Genomic DNA, 14960 nt, shown 5'->3' on the forward strand with positions numbered 1-14960 from the left:
ATCTGCAAATGCATTAAAACGCCACTTGGTCGCCGCCCTTGGTGGCGAGCATCGCGCGCGCTTCCTGTGGTGTCGCTATTTCAAGGCCGAGCGCTTCGACGATGGTGCGAATTTTAGTCACCTGCTCGGCATTTGAGCGAGCCAGTTGGCCCCTGCCGATGTAGAGACTGTCTTCCAGGCCGACCCGCACCGATCCGCCGAGCAGGGCCGATAGCGTGACCAACGGCAACTGGTGACGACCAGCTGCAAGCGCGGAAAAGAGATAATCCTTGCCGAACAGACGGTCCGCCGTGGACTTCATATGCACGACATTTTCCGGATCAGCGCCGATGCCGCCGAGAATGCCAAACACGCCCTGCACGAAGAAGGGCGGCTCCACGAGCTTGCGATCGGCAAAATGCGCAAGATTATAAAGGTGGCCGACGTCATAACATTCAAACTCGAATCGCGCGCCGGTGTCGCGCATCTCCATCATCGCCCGCTCGATTTGGGAGAAGGTGTTCGAAAGAATGAAGTCCTTCGTCATCTCCAGATAGGGCTTTTCCCAATCGTGCCGCCAATCGGCAATCTTGCCGCCGGCGCCGGAGATGTTGAAGTTGATCGACCCCATGTTCATCGACACGACCTCAGGCTGCGCCCATTTCGCGGGCGCGAGTCGCTGTTCCAGCGACATGCCCAGCCCTCCGCCGGTCGTGACGTTCAGGATGGCGTCGGTCGACTGCTTGATGCGCGGCATGAACTGTTCGAACAATTCAGGCGACTGATCGGGCTTGCCGGTCTTTGGATCACGCGCATGCAGATGCAGCATCGCGGCTCCCGCCTCCGCGGCCGCGATCGCATCCGCGGCGATCTGATCGGGGGTGATCGGCAGGTGCGGCGACATGCTGGGCGTGTGGATAGAGCCGGTGATCGCACATGTGATGATGACTTTGCGATTGGGCATCCCGCTTCTCCATTTCGGTATATTAAAGCTAATAATTTGCTTAGGTACTATATGACCGTGGTTTCATAGCGATTATGCCGGACAATTCAACCGCCATGTACCAGCATGGTCGAAGCCAAAGGCGATTATGAAAAAACTGTTCGGTTGCAAATCAGCTCGGCTCGACGCAAAGTCCGCAGTCAGGGAAACGTTAAGGAAGAGAATGGCCGAGATGGCTAAGACTGATGTGCAAGATATGCTGGCAAACGCCGGGCGGGGTAACGGCGGCAAGGGCGCTGGCAGGTCGAAAAAAGTGCCGCGTACGGCAAAGCCGGTCGCCCCGAACTCGTTCCGGTTAGGCTACCTTATCCACGACGTTTCACGCATGAGGCGGACGCTGGTCGATCAGCATATGCGACCCGAAGGAATCACCAGGTCGCAATGGTGGGTGTTGGCGAACCTCTCGCGCCACGGCGCGGACGGCATCATGAGCACCGAGCTGGCGCGGCTGCTGGACGTCGGCAAGGTCACCCTGGGCGGCCTGATCGACCGGCTGGAAATCGCCGGCTATGTCTATCGCCGCCCCGACAAGCAGGATCGGCGCGCCAAGCATATCTTCATCACTGAAGCGGGTTACGCGCTGATCGATCGGATGCGCCACATCGCAGAAGATCTCAACACCCAGATGTGCGCCGGGCTGTCCAAGGAAGATATCTCGACGACTGAACTTAACCTCATTCGGCTCAAGGACAATCTGCGCGATCTGCTGGGTGACGCCAAGATCGAGGATGACTGAGACGCAGTCCTGACCCATTTCTCATCGGAGCCTGGAGCATATGTCGAATATCGGACTGATCGAAAACTTCATCGCGGCGTGGAACCGGCTCGACATCCCCGCCATCGAATCCATGATGGCCGAGGACATCTTCTATCATAACATCCCCATGGAGCCTGCTTACGGCATAGAGGGGTTCCGCAAGTTCATAGCGGTCACACCTCCCCAGAAGGCGGAATGGTTTCTGCACGCGATCGCGGAAACCGGCAACAAGGTGCTGACCGAAAGAACCGACAACTTCATCATCGGCGACAAACCCGTCTCGATCCCCGTCATGGGCATATTCGAGATCGAGGATGGCAAGATCAAGCAATGGCGCGATTATTTCGACCTTGGCCAGATGGTCAGCCAGATGGAAGCCTGATCCCTTCGGCGGGCGGGCCGCCCGCTCGCAGACGCCCGGCGATCATGCCGGGCGTTACTGTGCGGATGGATAGGACGGTTTGCGCTTGTCCAGGAACGCGCGAACGCCTTCTTCGAAATCAGGATCGGCGACGCAATCAGCGACGCCCTTCCGCTCCATCTCCAGCAATTCGCCAAGGGTGGTGGTCATCGACCGACCGAGCAGGTGCTTGGCCGTCCGCATGGCCTGCTGCGGACCTCTCGCCAGCCGACGCGCGAGCTTCAGCGCCTCATCCTCCAGCGCCTCTGCTTCCACGATCCGCGATACTATCCCAAGCGCGCTGGCTTCCTCCGCGCCGATGAAGGCGCCGCCCAGAACAAGTTCGCGCGCCTTGCGCTCACCCACGACGCGAGGCAGCAGGTAGGTGACGCCGCAATCGGGGCTTAGTCCGAAACGCTGGTGCGCGAACATGATGGAGAGCGTGTCGTCGGCGTACAAGAAGTCGGCGCCCAGCGGCCAGAGAAGGCCTCCGCCTGCGACCCCGCCGCGGCAGGCGACGATCACCGGCACCGGTATCGCAAGATAGGTTTCGACCATCGTCCGTACCAAGGCCAGCCGGTCAAGGAAGTCCTGGGATCGCGCCGATGGCGACATCTCCAGCGAGCGGCCGAAGCCCTTGACGTCGCCGCCCGCCGAGAAGTTCTTGCCCTTGGCATTCAGCAGGAAGCAGCGAACGGAGGGATCGTCGCGGACCTGCGTTAGTGCGTCGACGAGCGACGGCGTCGCCGAAGGGGGCATGGCATTGCCGAAATCCGGCCGGTTGAAAGTGAGGGTGAAAACCCCCTCCTCCAGCGAGGTCAGAAACGGCGGCGCTTCGCTACTCATGCTATCTTTTCCTTCAGAATGTCAACGCCGGGATAAAAACGGGCCAGGCACCGGTTTAAAATGGGGCCAGTTGGTTTGAACAAAAAGCCCCAAGGTTGAGGCTGGGCAGCATCGGCAGCGGGGAAGCGGCTGGAGCGGAGCGGAAGCCGATTTCCCGCTGCCGATGGCCGCCCGTTCTTAGGTCATTTATCCTCCCCCTTGTCCTTCTGGCGCTTGCGGCTGCTGGCGAGACGGAAGCTGTCACCATTCATCTCGAGAATGTGGACGTGGTGTGTCAGCCGGTCGAGCAGGGCGCCGGTCAGGCGTTCGGAGCCGAACACCGATGTCCATTCATCGAAGGGCAGATTGCTGGTGATCAGCGTGCTGCCGCGTTCATAGCGCTGGCTGAGTACCTCGAACAGCAACTCGCCGCCCACGGCGGTGAATGGTACATATCCCAACTCGTCGAGGATCAGCAGCTTTACAGATGCCAGATGCTTTTGCAGGCTGCGCAAGCGACGCTCGTCGCGAGCCTCCATCAGGTCATGGACCAACGCCGCGGCCGTTGTGAAGGCCACGCTGTGCCCTTTCTGGCACGCAGCCAGTCCTAGCGCGAGGGCGGTGTGGGTCTTACCGGTGCCGCTGGGGCCCAGCGCAATGACATTACGCCGCCGCTCGATCCATTCACCGCGCGCCAGTTCCAGAACCAAGGCCTTGTTCAGTGATGGCTGGGCTGCAAAGTCGAAGGTGTCAAAGCTCTTGGTGTGCGGGAAGCGAGCCATGCGGATACGGCGCTCCACCATCCGGCGCTCGCGATCAATCCGTTCAAGTTCGCACAGGCGCAGCAGATAGCGGGGGTAATCGGCCCGATCCTGCGCGGCCTCGAAGGCGACCTTCTCATACTCGCGCACAAAGGTGGGCAGCTTGAGCGCTTTGAGATGGTTGGCCAGTAGTACAGCGGGCGGCACGCTGGTGGGTTCGGCCTCGATGGCTGGCAGCGGCATCATGGGATCACTCATGCTGCCACTCCCGTCGCTGGAGTGCCTGCCTGCGAGAGCAGGCCCATGTAGGTGCGCGGATCGGTACGCCCGACATTCGCGCGCGGCAAATGCGGGTAAAATTGCAGATCGAGGCGCGGCACACGCTGTTCGAGGCGGGCCAGCGCGATCATCTTGATCGCATCGAAGCTGATTGCCCCCATCTCCAGCGCGCGGGCCACTGCCCATTCCACCAGGGACTGCTCGAAGCGTTCGCATAGCCGCAGCACCTGGATGAACTCGCGCCGTCCCTCTTTGCCGCTGCGCGCCTCCATCAGTCGTCGGATGCGATGCATCGGTTCAGCCAGCACCCAGCCATCGAGCGGCGCTGCCTGATCAAGCGCGCGGGGTTTCTGTTCTAACAGCGCCAGATAGTGCAGCGGGTTGGCAATGAAGTCCTCCCGCTCATAGCTGCGCGGATGCACTGCGATCAGCTCCCCGCCACAGATGATCGCAACCCGATCGACATAGCCTTTGATTACGACCTCCTGGTGGGCATAGGCCGTCGGCACCGAATAATCATTGGTACGATAGCGCACCAGCGACATCGACGAGGCCCGCCCCGTCACCATATGGCAGGGATCGAACGGCACCGCCGGTAGCGGCATAAAGGCCGCCAGATCAGCCACCAGCCTGTCACCGATGCTGCGCTCATGCCCGCGCAAGATGGCCTGTCGTCGCTCCATGCATTGTTCGACAAAGCGCGCGTTCAGCGCATCAAAGCTGGGCGCCTCTGGCCTCGGCACCATGAAGTGGCGCCGGGAATAACCGACCAGCCCCTCGACCTTGCCCTTGTCGTTACCCTTGCCGGGGCGCCCGAATTTGTCTTCGAACAGGTAATGGCTCTGGAGGGTCGAGAACATCCGGCTGCGCTCGCGCTTCCCGTCGCCCAGGATCTGCGCCACTGCCAGCTTGGTGTTGTCATACAGGATCGACTGCGGGATGCCGCCGAAGAAGGCAAAGGCCGCCACGTGCCCTTCGCAAAATGCCTCAGCCACCTCGGCAGGATAGGCTTTAACGAACGGCGCATCGCTGTGCGGCAGGTCCATGCAGAAATAGTGGAACCGCACCAACTTGCCGTCGATGATCCCGTCCGCCTCACCAAAATCCACCTGCGCATGCCCCGGCTTGTGGCTCAATGGTATGAACACCTCGCGGCTGCGCAACTTGGCGCCCGCCACATAGTCGCGAACAATGGTGATGCCGCCGGTGAAGCCATGTTCATCGCGCAGACGCTCGAAAATACGCGCGGCAGTGTGTCGCTGTTTGATGTGAACCTTGCGGTCATCCACCAGGATTTGGTCAATGATGTCGGTAAATCCGGACAGCTTGCGGCTGTAGGTTTGCCCGCTCCGGCCGTGCGCTGCTGGCTCTGGAAAGCACAGCATCTTGTCGACGGTCTTGCGATTGATCCCAAAATACCGGGCGGCAGCGCGACGGCTCATCCCGTCAATCAGCACGGCGCGGCGGACCTTCTGATAAAGCTCCACTCTCTTCATCCTCCACCTCCGCCCAAAAACGGAGGTCTAGCAGGACTGGCCCCTTTTTAATCCGGTGAGACTGGCCGATCCGTGGCCCCTTTTATTCCCGGTGTTCTCACATCCTTGTGGACTGCGGCCTCTTCCAGGGATCCCGCACGCTCGAAACGCTGAACCATGGCGCCTTCAGCTTCGACCCCGGCACAATCGACGCGGTCGTCCTCACCCACGCCCATATCGACCATTGCGGCCTGCTTCCCAAGCTCGCGGCGCAAGGCTTCGACAAGCCCATCTGGTGCACCCCCGCCACCTCGGACCTGCTCGAATATATGCTCGCCGACGCCGGGCGCATTCAGGAAAGCGAAGCCGATCGCCGCAACCGCCGCCGCGACCGCGCGGGCGAAAGCCTGTTCGAGCCGCTCTATACCGAACAGGACGCGCTCGACGCCTGGCGTCTCACCCGCCCAACGCCGCTCTGCGAATGGTTCGACCCCGCCCCCGGCTTTCGGGCGCGCTTCTGGAACGCGGGACATATATTGGGCGCGGCCTCGGTCGAGGTCGAAGCGGCGGGCATGCGCCTCCTGTTGTCGGGAGACTTGGGACCGATCAACAAGGCCTTCCATCCCGACCCGCAATCCCCGTCCGGCCTGGACCATGTCGTCTGCGAATCCACCTATGGCGACCGCAGCCGCGACAAGTTCACCATCGAACAGCGCCGCACCCAACTGGAAGCAGAGATAAGGGACGCCCTTTCGCGCGGCGGCAACCTCATCATCCCCAGCTTCGCGCTCGAACGCACGCAGGAACTGCTGCTCGACCTTGCCAAGCTGGCCGACGCCGACCGCATTCCCAACATCCCGATCTTCGTCGACTCCCCCCTCGCCAGCCGCGCGACCAAGGTGTTCGCCGCCCATGCGTCGGAGCTGGAGGATACCGGCGGCGAAAACGTCTTCCGCCACCCCTCCATCCATTATGTCGAGGATGTCGCGGAATCGATCCGCCTCAACAGCATGTCCGGCGCGATCATCATGGCCGCGTCGGGCATGTGCGAAGCGGGCCGCATCCGCCATCATCTGAAGCATAACCTATTCCGCCGGGATTCCACCGTCCTGTTCGTGGGCTTCCAGGCAAAGGGAACGCTCGGCCGCGTCATCCTGGACGGGGCGCAGCGCGTCCGCATCTCTGGCGAGGACATCAATGTCCGCGCCCGCATCCGCCGCATCGACAGCTATTCCGCCCATGCGGACCGGGATGAACTGCACAACTGGATCAAAGCCCGCAGGCCGATTTGCGGCAGCCTGTTCCTAGACCATGGCGAACCCGAAGCTGTCACGGCCCTGCGCACGCTGACGCAGGCGGACGAACCCGCCGCCAGCATCATCGCCCCCCAGATCGGCGAAGTCTATGCGCTGGAACCCGGCAAGCCCGCCCGCCGCATCCAGACCGGCCGGGTCGACATGGAACAGCTCAGCGGCCCCGACTGGCAGAATGACTATGCCGACTTCATCACCCACCTGAAACAGCATCTCGGCCGCATCCGCAGCGAACGCGCCCGCCGCGATGCGCTGGCGCAGATGCGGCGCGTGCTCGACGCCTATGAAGAGGCGAAGCAGCGCCAGCACGCCAGATGAGGGATATGCCCATGCCCAGCGCTTCCCCATCGCCGATCCGCCACGCGGTGGTGCTCGCCCATCCCGATCCCCGCAGCTTCAACGCCGCCATCGCGCAAACCTATTGCGCGGCGGTGGAGACAGCAGGCCAGCAGGCGATCCTGCGCGACCTCTACGCCATGCATTTCGATCCGGTGCTGAAGGCGCAGGAACGGCCGGGACGCAGCGACTTTCGCCTGTCCCCCGACGTGCAGGCCGAACTCGCCCTGCTGTGCGGCGCGCATGTCGTCACCTTCGTCTTTCCCGTCTGGTTCGGCATGCCGCCTGCCATCCTCGTCGGCTATATCGACCGGGTGCTGGGGGCAGGAACGACCGTGGGGCAGGTCCAGCATGGCGCTGGCCGGGGCTTGCTCGATAACGGCCATCTGTGCGCCATCACCACCTCCGGCGCGCCGGAAGACTGGCTGCAAGCGCAGGGCCAGACCCAGGCGCTGCGCGATCTCGCCGGAACCTACCTCTTCCGCGCCTTCGCCATGCAATCGGCCGGGGCGCTGCATATCGGCAATGTCGTGGACGGCGCGCCCGCCGACTTCTTCGAAGACAATCTCGCCCGCGTGCGCCAGCGGGCAGCAAATATCTGCGCCCGCGTCGCGCAGGAACTGCACGGCACCCCCCTCCCGCCCCAGCTTGGCGACGGCAGTTGAACCCCCATGCTGACGATCAAGCGCCTCGCCATCGATACCTATCCCGAAAACACCGCCTTCCTGCTGCGAGAGAGCAACGGCTATTCCGCCGAGCAATTCCAGGCCCTGCGCAAGATCCGCATCAGTGACGGCAGCGCCGAAATCCTGGCCACGCTCGCGCTGGTGGATGAACCCGCGATGCTGAAGCCGGGTGAAATAGGTCTGGGCGAGCAGGCCTTCCGGCGGCTCGCCCTGCCCGAAGGCGCATCCGTCGCGATCGAACAAGCGATGCCGCCCCCCAGCCTGGAATTTGTCCGGCGCAAGATCGACGGCGACACGCTTCAGGATGATGAGATGTCCGCGATCATCCGCGACATTGCCGTCCACCGCTATTCGCCGATGGAAATCGGCGCATTCCTGGTCGCCTGCGCCGGGTTCATGAGCACGCAGGAAACCCTCGCCGTCACCCGCGCCATGGCAGATGTGGGCAACCGCTTCGACTGGAAAGCCCCGCTCGTCGTCGACAAGCATTGCATCGGCGGCATCCCCGGCAACCGCACGTCGATGATAGTCGTGCCGATCGTGGCGGCGCACGGGCTCATCATGCCCAAGACATCGTCCCGCGCGATCACCTCCCCCTCCGGCACCGCCGACACGATGGAGGTGCTGGCGAGCGTCGATCTCAGCGAAGAGGCGATGCGCGCCATCGTCGCGAAGGAAAAGGCCGTGCTCGCCTGGGGCGGCAAGGTGAACCTGTCGCCCGCCGACGATGTGCTGATCTCCGTCGAACGTCCGCTGCGCATCGACACATTCGATCAGATGGTCGCTTCCATCCTGTCGAAGAAGCTGGCCGCCGGCTCCACCCATCTGGTCCTCGACATACCGCTCGGTCCCACGGCCAAGGTCCGCACGCAGGACGACGCGGTTCGCCTGCGCAAGCTGTTCGAACATGTCGCGGACAAGATCGGCCTCGTCATCGACATCGTCATCACCGACGGATCGCAGCCCGTGGGCCGGGGCGTCGGCCCGGTGCTGGAGGCGCGCGATGTCATGGCGGTGCTGCGCAACGATGCCGACGCGCCGCAGGACTTGCGCGAACATGCGCTGTTCCTCGCGGGCCGCGTCCTCGATTTCGATCCCGCCCTGCGCGGCGGCCGGGGCTATGCGCGGGCGATGGACCTGCTCGCTTCGGGCAAGGCGCTCGCCGCCATGGAGCGGCTGATCGACGCGCAGGGGCGGCAGCCGGTGAAGTTCGCCCTCGGCGACCATGTCCATGAGGTGCTCGCCACGCAGGAGGGGCGAGTGAGCGCCATCGACTGCCACCGCATCGCGCGCATCGCTCGCCTGGCGGGCGCGCCGATGGACAAGGGCGCGGGCATCGACCTGCTGCACAAGGTCGGCGCGCAGGTGCGAAAAGGTCAGGCGCTCTACCGCATCCACGCCCAGTCGCGCACCGGCCTCGGCTTCGCGCGCGATCTGGCCGTGGAAGACTCCGGCTATGAGGTGGCGCGGTGAGTGCGGTCATCCTTGCCTTCGCGGACAGCATGGCGGCGGCGGGCAGGCTGGGAGCATCGCTCGACCTGGCGGTCCATGAAGTCGCCGCTCGCCGCTTCCCCGACAATGAAGCCCTCATCCGCATCCCGGCATCGGCGCAAAGCGTCATCCTCTACCGATCGCTCGACGATCCGGACCACAAGCTCATCGAACTCCTGCTCGCCGCCTCCGCCGCGCGCGACGGCGGGGCGGAACGCATCATCCTCGTCGCGCCCTATCTCGCCTATATGCGGCAGGACAAAGCCTTTCACCCCGGCGAAGCGGTCAGCCAGAAGGTCATTGGCGGCCTGCTCGCCAGCCATTTCGATGCGCTTCTGACGGTCGACCCCCACCTCCACCGCGTCGCCACGCTTTCCGAAGCTATCCCCGATATCCCGGCCATCAGCCTGTCCGCAGCCCCCCTGCTCACGGCGCTGATCGACGCGCAGGACGATCCGATCATCATCGGCCCGGACAGTGAATCCCGCCAATGGACCGAAGCGATCGCCAGACCGCTCGGCCTTCAAACCCTGATCGCGACGAAGCAGCGCCTGGGCGACCGTCAGGTGAGCCTCGCCATCCCGGAGGTGGAGCGCGCAAGGGGCCGCCGCGCCATCATCGTGGACGACATGATCTCCAGCGGTCGCACGCTGGCAGAGGCGGCGAAATCGCTGCGTCAGGCTGGCGCGACCTCCATCGAAGCCATCGCCACCCACTGCCTCGCTCGCCCCGACGATCTGGCCTTCATGGCCACCCATGGAATCGCGCGCATCGCCAGCAGCGACAGCATAGACGGACCGACAAGCCAGGCAGCGCTCGCCCCCCTCATCGCCCACGCACTGAGGGACAACGGACTAGCCTAGAGCGATTTCCAGTCAGATGGCTCTACTCCCCCAACAAAGCCCGCAAGATATCCGCCCGGCTGATCAGCCCCACCAGCTTGCCCTTCGCCATGACCGGCAACCGCTTCACCCCATGCCGCTCCATCAGCCCGATGGCCTCCCCGATCGGGGCGTCGCCATCGACGCTGATCAGTGCCGTCGTCATGATCTCGGCCACGCGCCGCCCCTCCAGCGCGCGCGCCGCGCTGCCCACGCTCGATCGGGCAAGTTCCTCAAGCCGGAACCCCTGCCCGTCCCTTCGAAAAAAGTCGCCTTCGGACAGGATGCCGCACAGATTTCCTTCCGCGTCGACCACAGGCAGCGCGCTGATGCGATGATCGCCCATGCAGCGGATTGCGCTTGCGAGCGAACTGTCCGGCGTCGTCGTCGCCGCGCCCAGCGTCATGATGTCACTGGCCTTCATGCGCCTGCTCCTTTTCCATGAGTTGAGGATCGCCCGGCTTGGACACCAGCTTCAGCAGCCGCTCGACGTCCGCGCGGTGGCAAAGGTCGGTGCCCGGCGTCAGCACCGCCGCCGCGCCCGCCGCGATGCCAAGGCGAAAGGCCTCGACCGGGTCTTGCTCGCATCCCAGGGCAAACACCATCGCCGCCAGGAAACTGTCGCCCGCGCCCACCGCGCTCTTCGCCTCGGCCGGAATTGCGGGCAGCCGCCATGTCCCCGACCGGCTCGCCAGCAGCGCGCCGTCGTGACCCATCGTCACGGCGACATGCTCCGCCTTGCCGCTGTCCACTATCTCCCGCGCCGCCGCGGCGATCTCGCTTTCCCCGGCCAGCACCTTGCCGGTAAGCTGGCGCAATTCCCCAATGCTCGGCTTGATGAGGTAAAGCCCGCCGCCCCGCACCGCCGCGCGCAGGGCATCGCCCGAACTGTCAAGGACGATGCGCATCCCATGCCGCTGTCCAAGCTCGCAGACGCGGCAATAGAAATCCTCCGGCACGCCCTGCGGCAGGGAACCGCTGGCGACCAGATAGTCCGCCTGCGGCCCGTCCAGATGGTGGAGCGCGGCCTCCCATTCCTCCGCCTTCACCTCCGGCCCCCGGGGCACGACGCGATATTCCTTGCCCGTCTCCTTTTCATAAAGCGACGTGCTGATGCGCGTGTCACCCTCTATGGGAATGCGGAAGCGGACCAGCGCATGCTTGTCCAGCAGCCCGTCGAGCGCGCAGCCCGTCGCGCCGCCCGACAGATAATAGGCCCGCGCCGTCCCGCCCAGCCGCGCGATCACCCGCGCCACATTGATGCCGCCGCCGCCCGGATCATAATGTTCCTGCTGGGTCCGCATCTTGCGCGTGTGGAAAACCCGGTCCGTCTCATAGGCGACGTCGATCGCCGGGTTCATCGTCAGGGTGATGATCCTCTTCATGGGTGAGGAAGCTATCCGCCCCTCTCCGCCGCCGGTATAAGTATATGTCCCCATTGGTCCCGCGCGGCGCGCGTGGAAAAAGGGGGATGCCGATATTCCAGGAAAGGACAAGGTGCGATGCGGACAATGGCTATACTGGCGACGGCGCTGCTGGCGGTCGCATGCAAGCCCGCCCAGAAGGCGGAGGCTCCCGCCCCCGACAGCAACGCATCGGCGATGAACTACGCCACAGAGGTCGCCGCGCTGCCCAAGCAGGCCCGCGACGCCGTCTTCTTCCGCGCCATCCGCGACGCGGGCCTGCCGTGCCAGACGATCGTGAGCAGCAACCCCATGCCCGGCGCTCCGGCGCCCTCCGTCGTCTGGCGTGCCCAGTGCGAGGACAAGGCCTATCACCTGATCCAGATCCAGCCCAACGGATCGGCGGTCGTCACCAGCCGCACCACCCCCTGAGGCGGCGCGCCCCATGCGTTACCGGCTCATCCTCGCCACCCTTGCCGTAGCGCTGATCCTTGCCGTCCTCGTCCTGCAACTGATCGGCGTGGAGTGGCTCTGGGTCATCCTCAACGGCGTCATGCAGCACGAGCTGCCTTAGCCGCTGATCAAGCCGACTGCCCGCTCCGCAATTGCCGCGCCTCGCTGAGCAGGCTCACCACTTCCTCATCGCTCGTCTGGTCGAACTCGACATAATGCGCCCCCACCGCGTAGAAGGGATAAGGTTCATACAGGCATATCACCTCGTCGCACTCCTCCCGCAGACCCGCGACGACATCGGCCGGAGCCACCGGCACCGCCAGGATCAGCCGCGCGGGATGCGCCTTGCTCAGTCCCTTGAGCGCGGCCTTCACCGTCCCGCCGGTAGCAATCCCGTCATCGACGATGATCACCGTGCGCCCGGCCACCGCCATCGGCTCCCGGTCGCCCAGATAGGCCCGCCGACGCCGGTCGATCTCGGCCAGTTGCCTGCGCATTTCGGCCCGGACATATTCGGGCGTCGGCCCCAATTGCCGCACCACATCCTCGTTGAGGACAAGCTGCGGGGCGGCCCCGTCGACCACCGCGCCGATGCCCAGCTCCTCATATCCCGGTGCGCCCAGCTTGCGGACGAACAGCAGGTCCAGGTCCGCCTTCAGCGCCTTCGCCACCTCGACAGCCACGGGCACGCCACCACGCGGCAGCGCCAATATCAGAGGATTATGGTCGGCAAGACGGGACAGCACCTTCGCCAGACGCACGCCAGCATCGCGGCGATCCTGGAACAGCATCGATTGCAGCTTCATCGCGCCGCTCCTTTCAGGTGAGAGGTGAACCAGCGCGCCGCAAGCCCGATCACCTGGTCGAGCGTCCCCGGCTCCTCGAACAGGTGGCTTGCGCCCGACACCACCACCAGTTCCGCAGGCGCCTTCATCAACGCCTTGGCATCATGGTTGAGCGCCAGCACATCCTGGTCCAGGCTGCCGACGATCATCAGCGTGGGCGCCTTCACGCCCCCCAATGCCGCCGCGCCCGCAAGGTCCGGCCGCCCGCCGCGCGACACGATGGCGGCGGCGCGATCGCCCGGCATGGACGCCGCGATGATCGCCGCAGCCGCGCCCGTGCTCGCGCCGAAATAGCCGAGCGGCAAGGCCCCAAGCTGCGGCACCTCCTGCGCCCATGCCGCCGCTTCGCGCAACCGCCCGGCGAGCAGGCGCACGTCGAACACGTTGCGGCGGTCCCGCTCCTCCTCCGGAGTCAACAGGTCGACCAGCAAGGTCGCCATGCCCGCGCGATTAAGGCCCGCCGCCACATGCTGGTTGCGCGGGGAGTGCCGTCCGCTGCCGCTGCCATGGGCGAATATCACCAGCCCGGCGGCGTTTTCCGGCACGTCCAGGAATCCGGACAGGCGATGCCCGCCAATGACCACATCATGTCTGTTCGCGATAAGCTCTGTCATGATCATAATCCAAAAGGCCAGGTTTCCGGCGCGCCATGCGGCCGTTCGGCGCCCAGCGGCACGACCGCCGTCGTCTGATCGAACCACACCCACGCATCGAACTGCTCCGCCATCACGGCCTCGAAATAATGGCTGAGCCTCTCGGTTTCGGGCCGGTAGATGACGCCTATGGCCCGCTCCAGCAGCAATTGGCTGAGCGCGTCGCGCAACGCCGCCTTGTCCCGCCCGCGCCAGTCGGTCAGGCTGCGCGCCACGCCCGTCCGGCGGAAGGCATGCTCATAGCTGTCGGGCCGCGCAGGGCGCACGGTCTTGATCTCCATCGCGCTGCCCCAATCGCTCGCCGCCGCGACCAGACCCGTGTCGGTGCCGAACCCGATCGACACCGCATCGTCGCCATAGGCAAGGCGGCAAAGCTGCCCGATGTTGAATTCGCCCTGCCACCCCATCGCCGTGGCGGCGGCGTTGCCGATATGGCTGTTATGCGCCCAGATGACCGCTTTCGCGCCATTGCCGCGATGCGCCATCAGGCTTTGCAGCGTTTCGAACATATGCCGGTCGCGCAGATTCCAGCTCTCGGTCGAGCTGCGATACATCGCCCGGTAATAGCGTTCCGCCGCCCGCACGATGCGCGCATTCTGATAGGCGTCGAACCACGCCTCGCCATCCTGTTTCAGCAGGTCCAGCCGCTGGTCGAGCAGCTCGCGAAGCTGCGCCACGACGCCATCCTCGCACCCGTTGCCGCCCGACATCATGACCGCGCGGCCATATTGGGCCGGTTCGTCCTGCCATGGCGTCAGGCATCCATATCGGCGGCGGGCCTGCTCCGCTTCCTGCGGATCGGCCTTGTCCAGATAGGCCAGCACGGCATGGATGGATTCGCTTAAGGAATAGACGTCCAGCCCATGGAAGGACGCCTGCCGCTGTTCCTCCAACCCCTGATTATGCCCACGCAGCCAGTCGGCAAAGGCCAGCACTTCCTGATTGCGCCACATCCATGTGGGAAAGCGGACGAACACATCGCCTTTCCTGGGGCGTGGAGCCTGATGCCGGACATAATCGTCGATGCGCGCCGCGTCGGGCCAATCCGCCTCCACCGCCACCAGCGTAAAGCCGTGCCGTTCGATCAGCCGCCGCGTGATCGCCGCCCGGGCGCGGTAGAATTCCGATGTGCCATGGCTCGCCTCGCCCAGCAGGACGACGCGCGCATCCCCGAAACGGTCGAAGAAACTTCCGAACGCCTCCACCTCGTCGGGGGAAGGCAGCGGCTCGGCATGGCGGCGCAGCATCTGCACCAGTTCGTCGGACGCTTCCATGGTCGAATGGCGGGCTGTGCCTGCATCAGTCATCATCTTCCTCGCACGAAATCACTGAAGATCGAGGGGCCGCAATGCCGGGGCCCGGCCGCCATGATCCCACAATCCATACCCAGCGACATTGGGGATTATACGAGGTGCGCCAG

17 protein-coding genes are annotated in these 14960 nt (G+C 64.5%); 8 read left to right on the forward strand and 9 right to left on the reverse strand.

The window, feature by feature from the left end:
* Positions 1-13: 13 nt before the first annotated feature.
* A complete protein-coding gene (locus tag NUH86_RS20275; RefSeq protein ID WP_267252305.1) occupies positions 14-943 on the reverse strand; it encodes a 3-keto-5-aminohexanoate cleavage protein in 930 nt (309 codons plus the stop codon).
* Positions 944-1070: 127 nt separating this feature from the next.
* On the opposite strand from NUH86_RS20275, the gene NUH86_RS20280 reads away from it, so the two are divergent.
* Both NUH86_RS20280 and NUH86_RS20285 read left to right on the forward strand, forming a co-directional pair.
* Positions 1071-1718: a MarR family winged helix-turn-helix transcriptional regulator gene (locus tag NUH86_RS20280; protein WP_267252306.1), complete on the forward strand. Its 648-nt coding sequence runs from the start codon at positions 1071-1073 to the stop codon at positions 1716-1718.
* A 40-nt stretch (positions 1719-1758) separates the two neighbouring features.
* Entirely contained in the window at positions 1759-2121 is a 363-nt protein-coding gene (locus NUH86_RS20285) for a limonene-1,2-epoxide hydrolase family protein (protein WP_267252307.1), read from the forward strand.
* Between the two features lie 54 nt (positions 2122-2175).
* Here NUH86_RS20285 and NUH86_RS20290 read toward each other — a convergent pair whose 3' ends face one another.
* The 3 genes from NUH86_RS20290 to istA all read right to left on the reverse strand — a co-directional run bounded on the left by NUH86_RS20290 (position 2176) and on the right by istA (position 5500).
* A complete protein-coding gene (locus NUH86_RS20290) occupies positions 2176-2985 on the reverse strand; it encodes an enoyl-CoA hydratase/isomerase family protein (RefSeq protein ID WP_267252308.1) in 810 nt (269 codons plus the stop codon).
* A 182-nt stretch (positions 2986-3167) separates the two neighbouring features.
* Complete coding sequence (gene istB / locus NUH86_RS20295) at positions 3168-3983, reverse strand: IS21-like element helper ATPase IstB (RefSeq protein WP_269148367.1); 816 nt, start codon at positions 3981-3983, stop codon at positions 3168-3170.
* Positions 3980-5500 (reverse strand): IS21 family transposase, encoded by a 1521-nt coding sequence (gene istA / locus NUH86_RS20300; RefSeq protein WP_096367681.1) that lies wholly within the window; start codon positions 5498-5500, stop codon positions 3980-3982. The genes istB and istA overlap by 4 nt, the downstream gene beginning before the upstream one ends.
* 107 nt (positions 5501-5607) lie before the next feature.
* Between istA and NUH86_RS20305 the strand changes: the two genes are divergently transcribed.
* From NUH86_RS20305 to NUH86_RS20320, 4 genes are read left to right on the forward strand one after another with little or no spacing between them, the layout of a single operon-like run.
* Positions 5608-7110, forward strand: a complete 1503-nt coding sequence (locus NUH86_RS20305; RefSeq protein ID WP_267252309.1) for an MBL fold metallo-hydrolase RNA specificity domain-containing protein — start codon at positions 5608-5610, stop codon at positions 7108-7110.
* 11 nt (positions 7111-7121) lie between these two features.
* Positions 7122-7793, forward strand: a complete 672-nt coding sequence (locus NUH86_RS20310; protein WP_267252310.1) for an NAD(P)H-dependent oxidoreductase — start codon at positions 7122-7124, stop codon at positions 7791-7793.
* A gap of 6 nt (positions 7794-7799) precedes the next feature.
* Complete coding sequence (locus tag NUH86_RS20315; protein WP_267252311.1) at positions 7800-9287, forward strand: thymidine phosphorylase family protein; 1488 nt, start codon at positions 7800-7802, stop codon at positions 9285-9287.
* On the forward strand, positions 9284-10168 hold the full coding sequence (locus NUH86_RS20320; RefSeq protein ID WP_267252312.1) for a ribose-phosphate diphosphokinase: 885 nt from the start codon (positions 9284-9286) through the stop codon (positions 10166-10168). The genes NUH86_RS20315 and NUH86_RS20320 overlap by 4 nt, the downstream gene beginning before the upstream one ends.
* 22 nt (positions 10169-10190) lie before the next feature.
* Here NUH86_RS20320 and NUH86_RS20325 read toward each other — a convergent pair whose 3' ends face one another.
* Positions 10191-10610: a CBS domain-containing protein gene (locus NUH86_RS20325; RefSeq protein WP_267252313.1), complete on the reverse strand. Its 420-nt coding sequence runs from the start codon at positions 10608-10610 to the stop codon at positions 10191-10193.
* Positions 10597-11571 (reverse strand): 1-phosphofructokinase family hexose kinase, encoded by a 975-nt coding sequence (locus tag NUH86_RS20330; RefSeq protein WP_267252314.1) that lies wholly within the window; start codon positions 11569-11571, stop codon positions 10597-10599. Before NUH86_RS20330 ends, NUH86_RS20325 begins: the two co-directional genes overlap by 14 nt.
* A gap of 117 nt (positions 11572-11688) precedes the next feature.
* Here NUH86_RS20330 and NUH86_RS20335 point away from each other — a divergent pair, with 117 nt between their 5' ends.
* Positions 11689-12021 (forward strand): hypothetical protein, encoded by a 333-nt coding sequence (locus NUH86_RS20335; protein WP_267252315.1) that lies wholly within the window; start codon positions 11689-11691, stop codon positions 12019-12021.
* Positions 12022-12034: 13 nt separating this feature from the next.
* A complete protein-coding gene (locus NUH86_RS20340) occupies positions 12035-12163 on the forward strand; it encodes a hypothetical protein (protein ID WP_267252316.1) in 129 nt (42 codons plus the stop codon).
* A 7-nt stretch (positions 12164-12170) separates the two neighbouring features.
* Here NUH86_RS20340 and NUH86_RS20345 read toward each other — a convergent pair whose 3' ends face one another.
* The 3 genes from NUH86_RS20345 to NUH86_RS20355 are packed head-to-tail and all read right to left on the reverse strand — an operon-like array spanning position 12171 to position 14850.
* Positions 12171-12848, reverse strand: coding sequence for a phosphoribosyltransferase (locus tag NUH86_RS20345; RefSeq protein ID WP_267252317.1), 678 nt, complete (start codon positions 12846-12848; stop codon positions 12171-12173).
* Positions 12845-13501, reverse strand: coding sequence for a dienelactone hydrolase family protein (locus NUH86_RS20350; RefSeq protein WP_267252318.1), 657 nt, complete (start codon positions 13499-13501; stop codon positions 12845-12847). Before NUH86_RS20350 ends, NUH86_RS20345 begins: the two co-directional genes overlap by 4 nt.
* Positions 13502-13503: 2 nt before the next feature.
* On the reverse strand, positions 13504-14850 hold the full coding sequence (locus tag NUH86_RS20355) for an erythromycin esterase family protein (protein ID WP_267252319.1): 1347 nt from the start codon (positions 14848-14850) through the stop codon (positions 13504-13506).
* Positions 14851-14960: the final 110 nt, after the last annotated feature.

It is taken from the genome of Sphingobium sp. JS3065 (genome assembly GCF_026427355.1).
Taxonomy (GTDB): domain Bacteria; phylum Pseudomonadota; class Alphaproteobacteria; order Sphingomonadales; family Sphingomonadaceae; genus Sphingobium.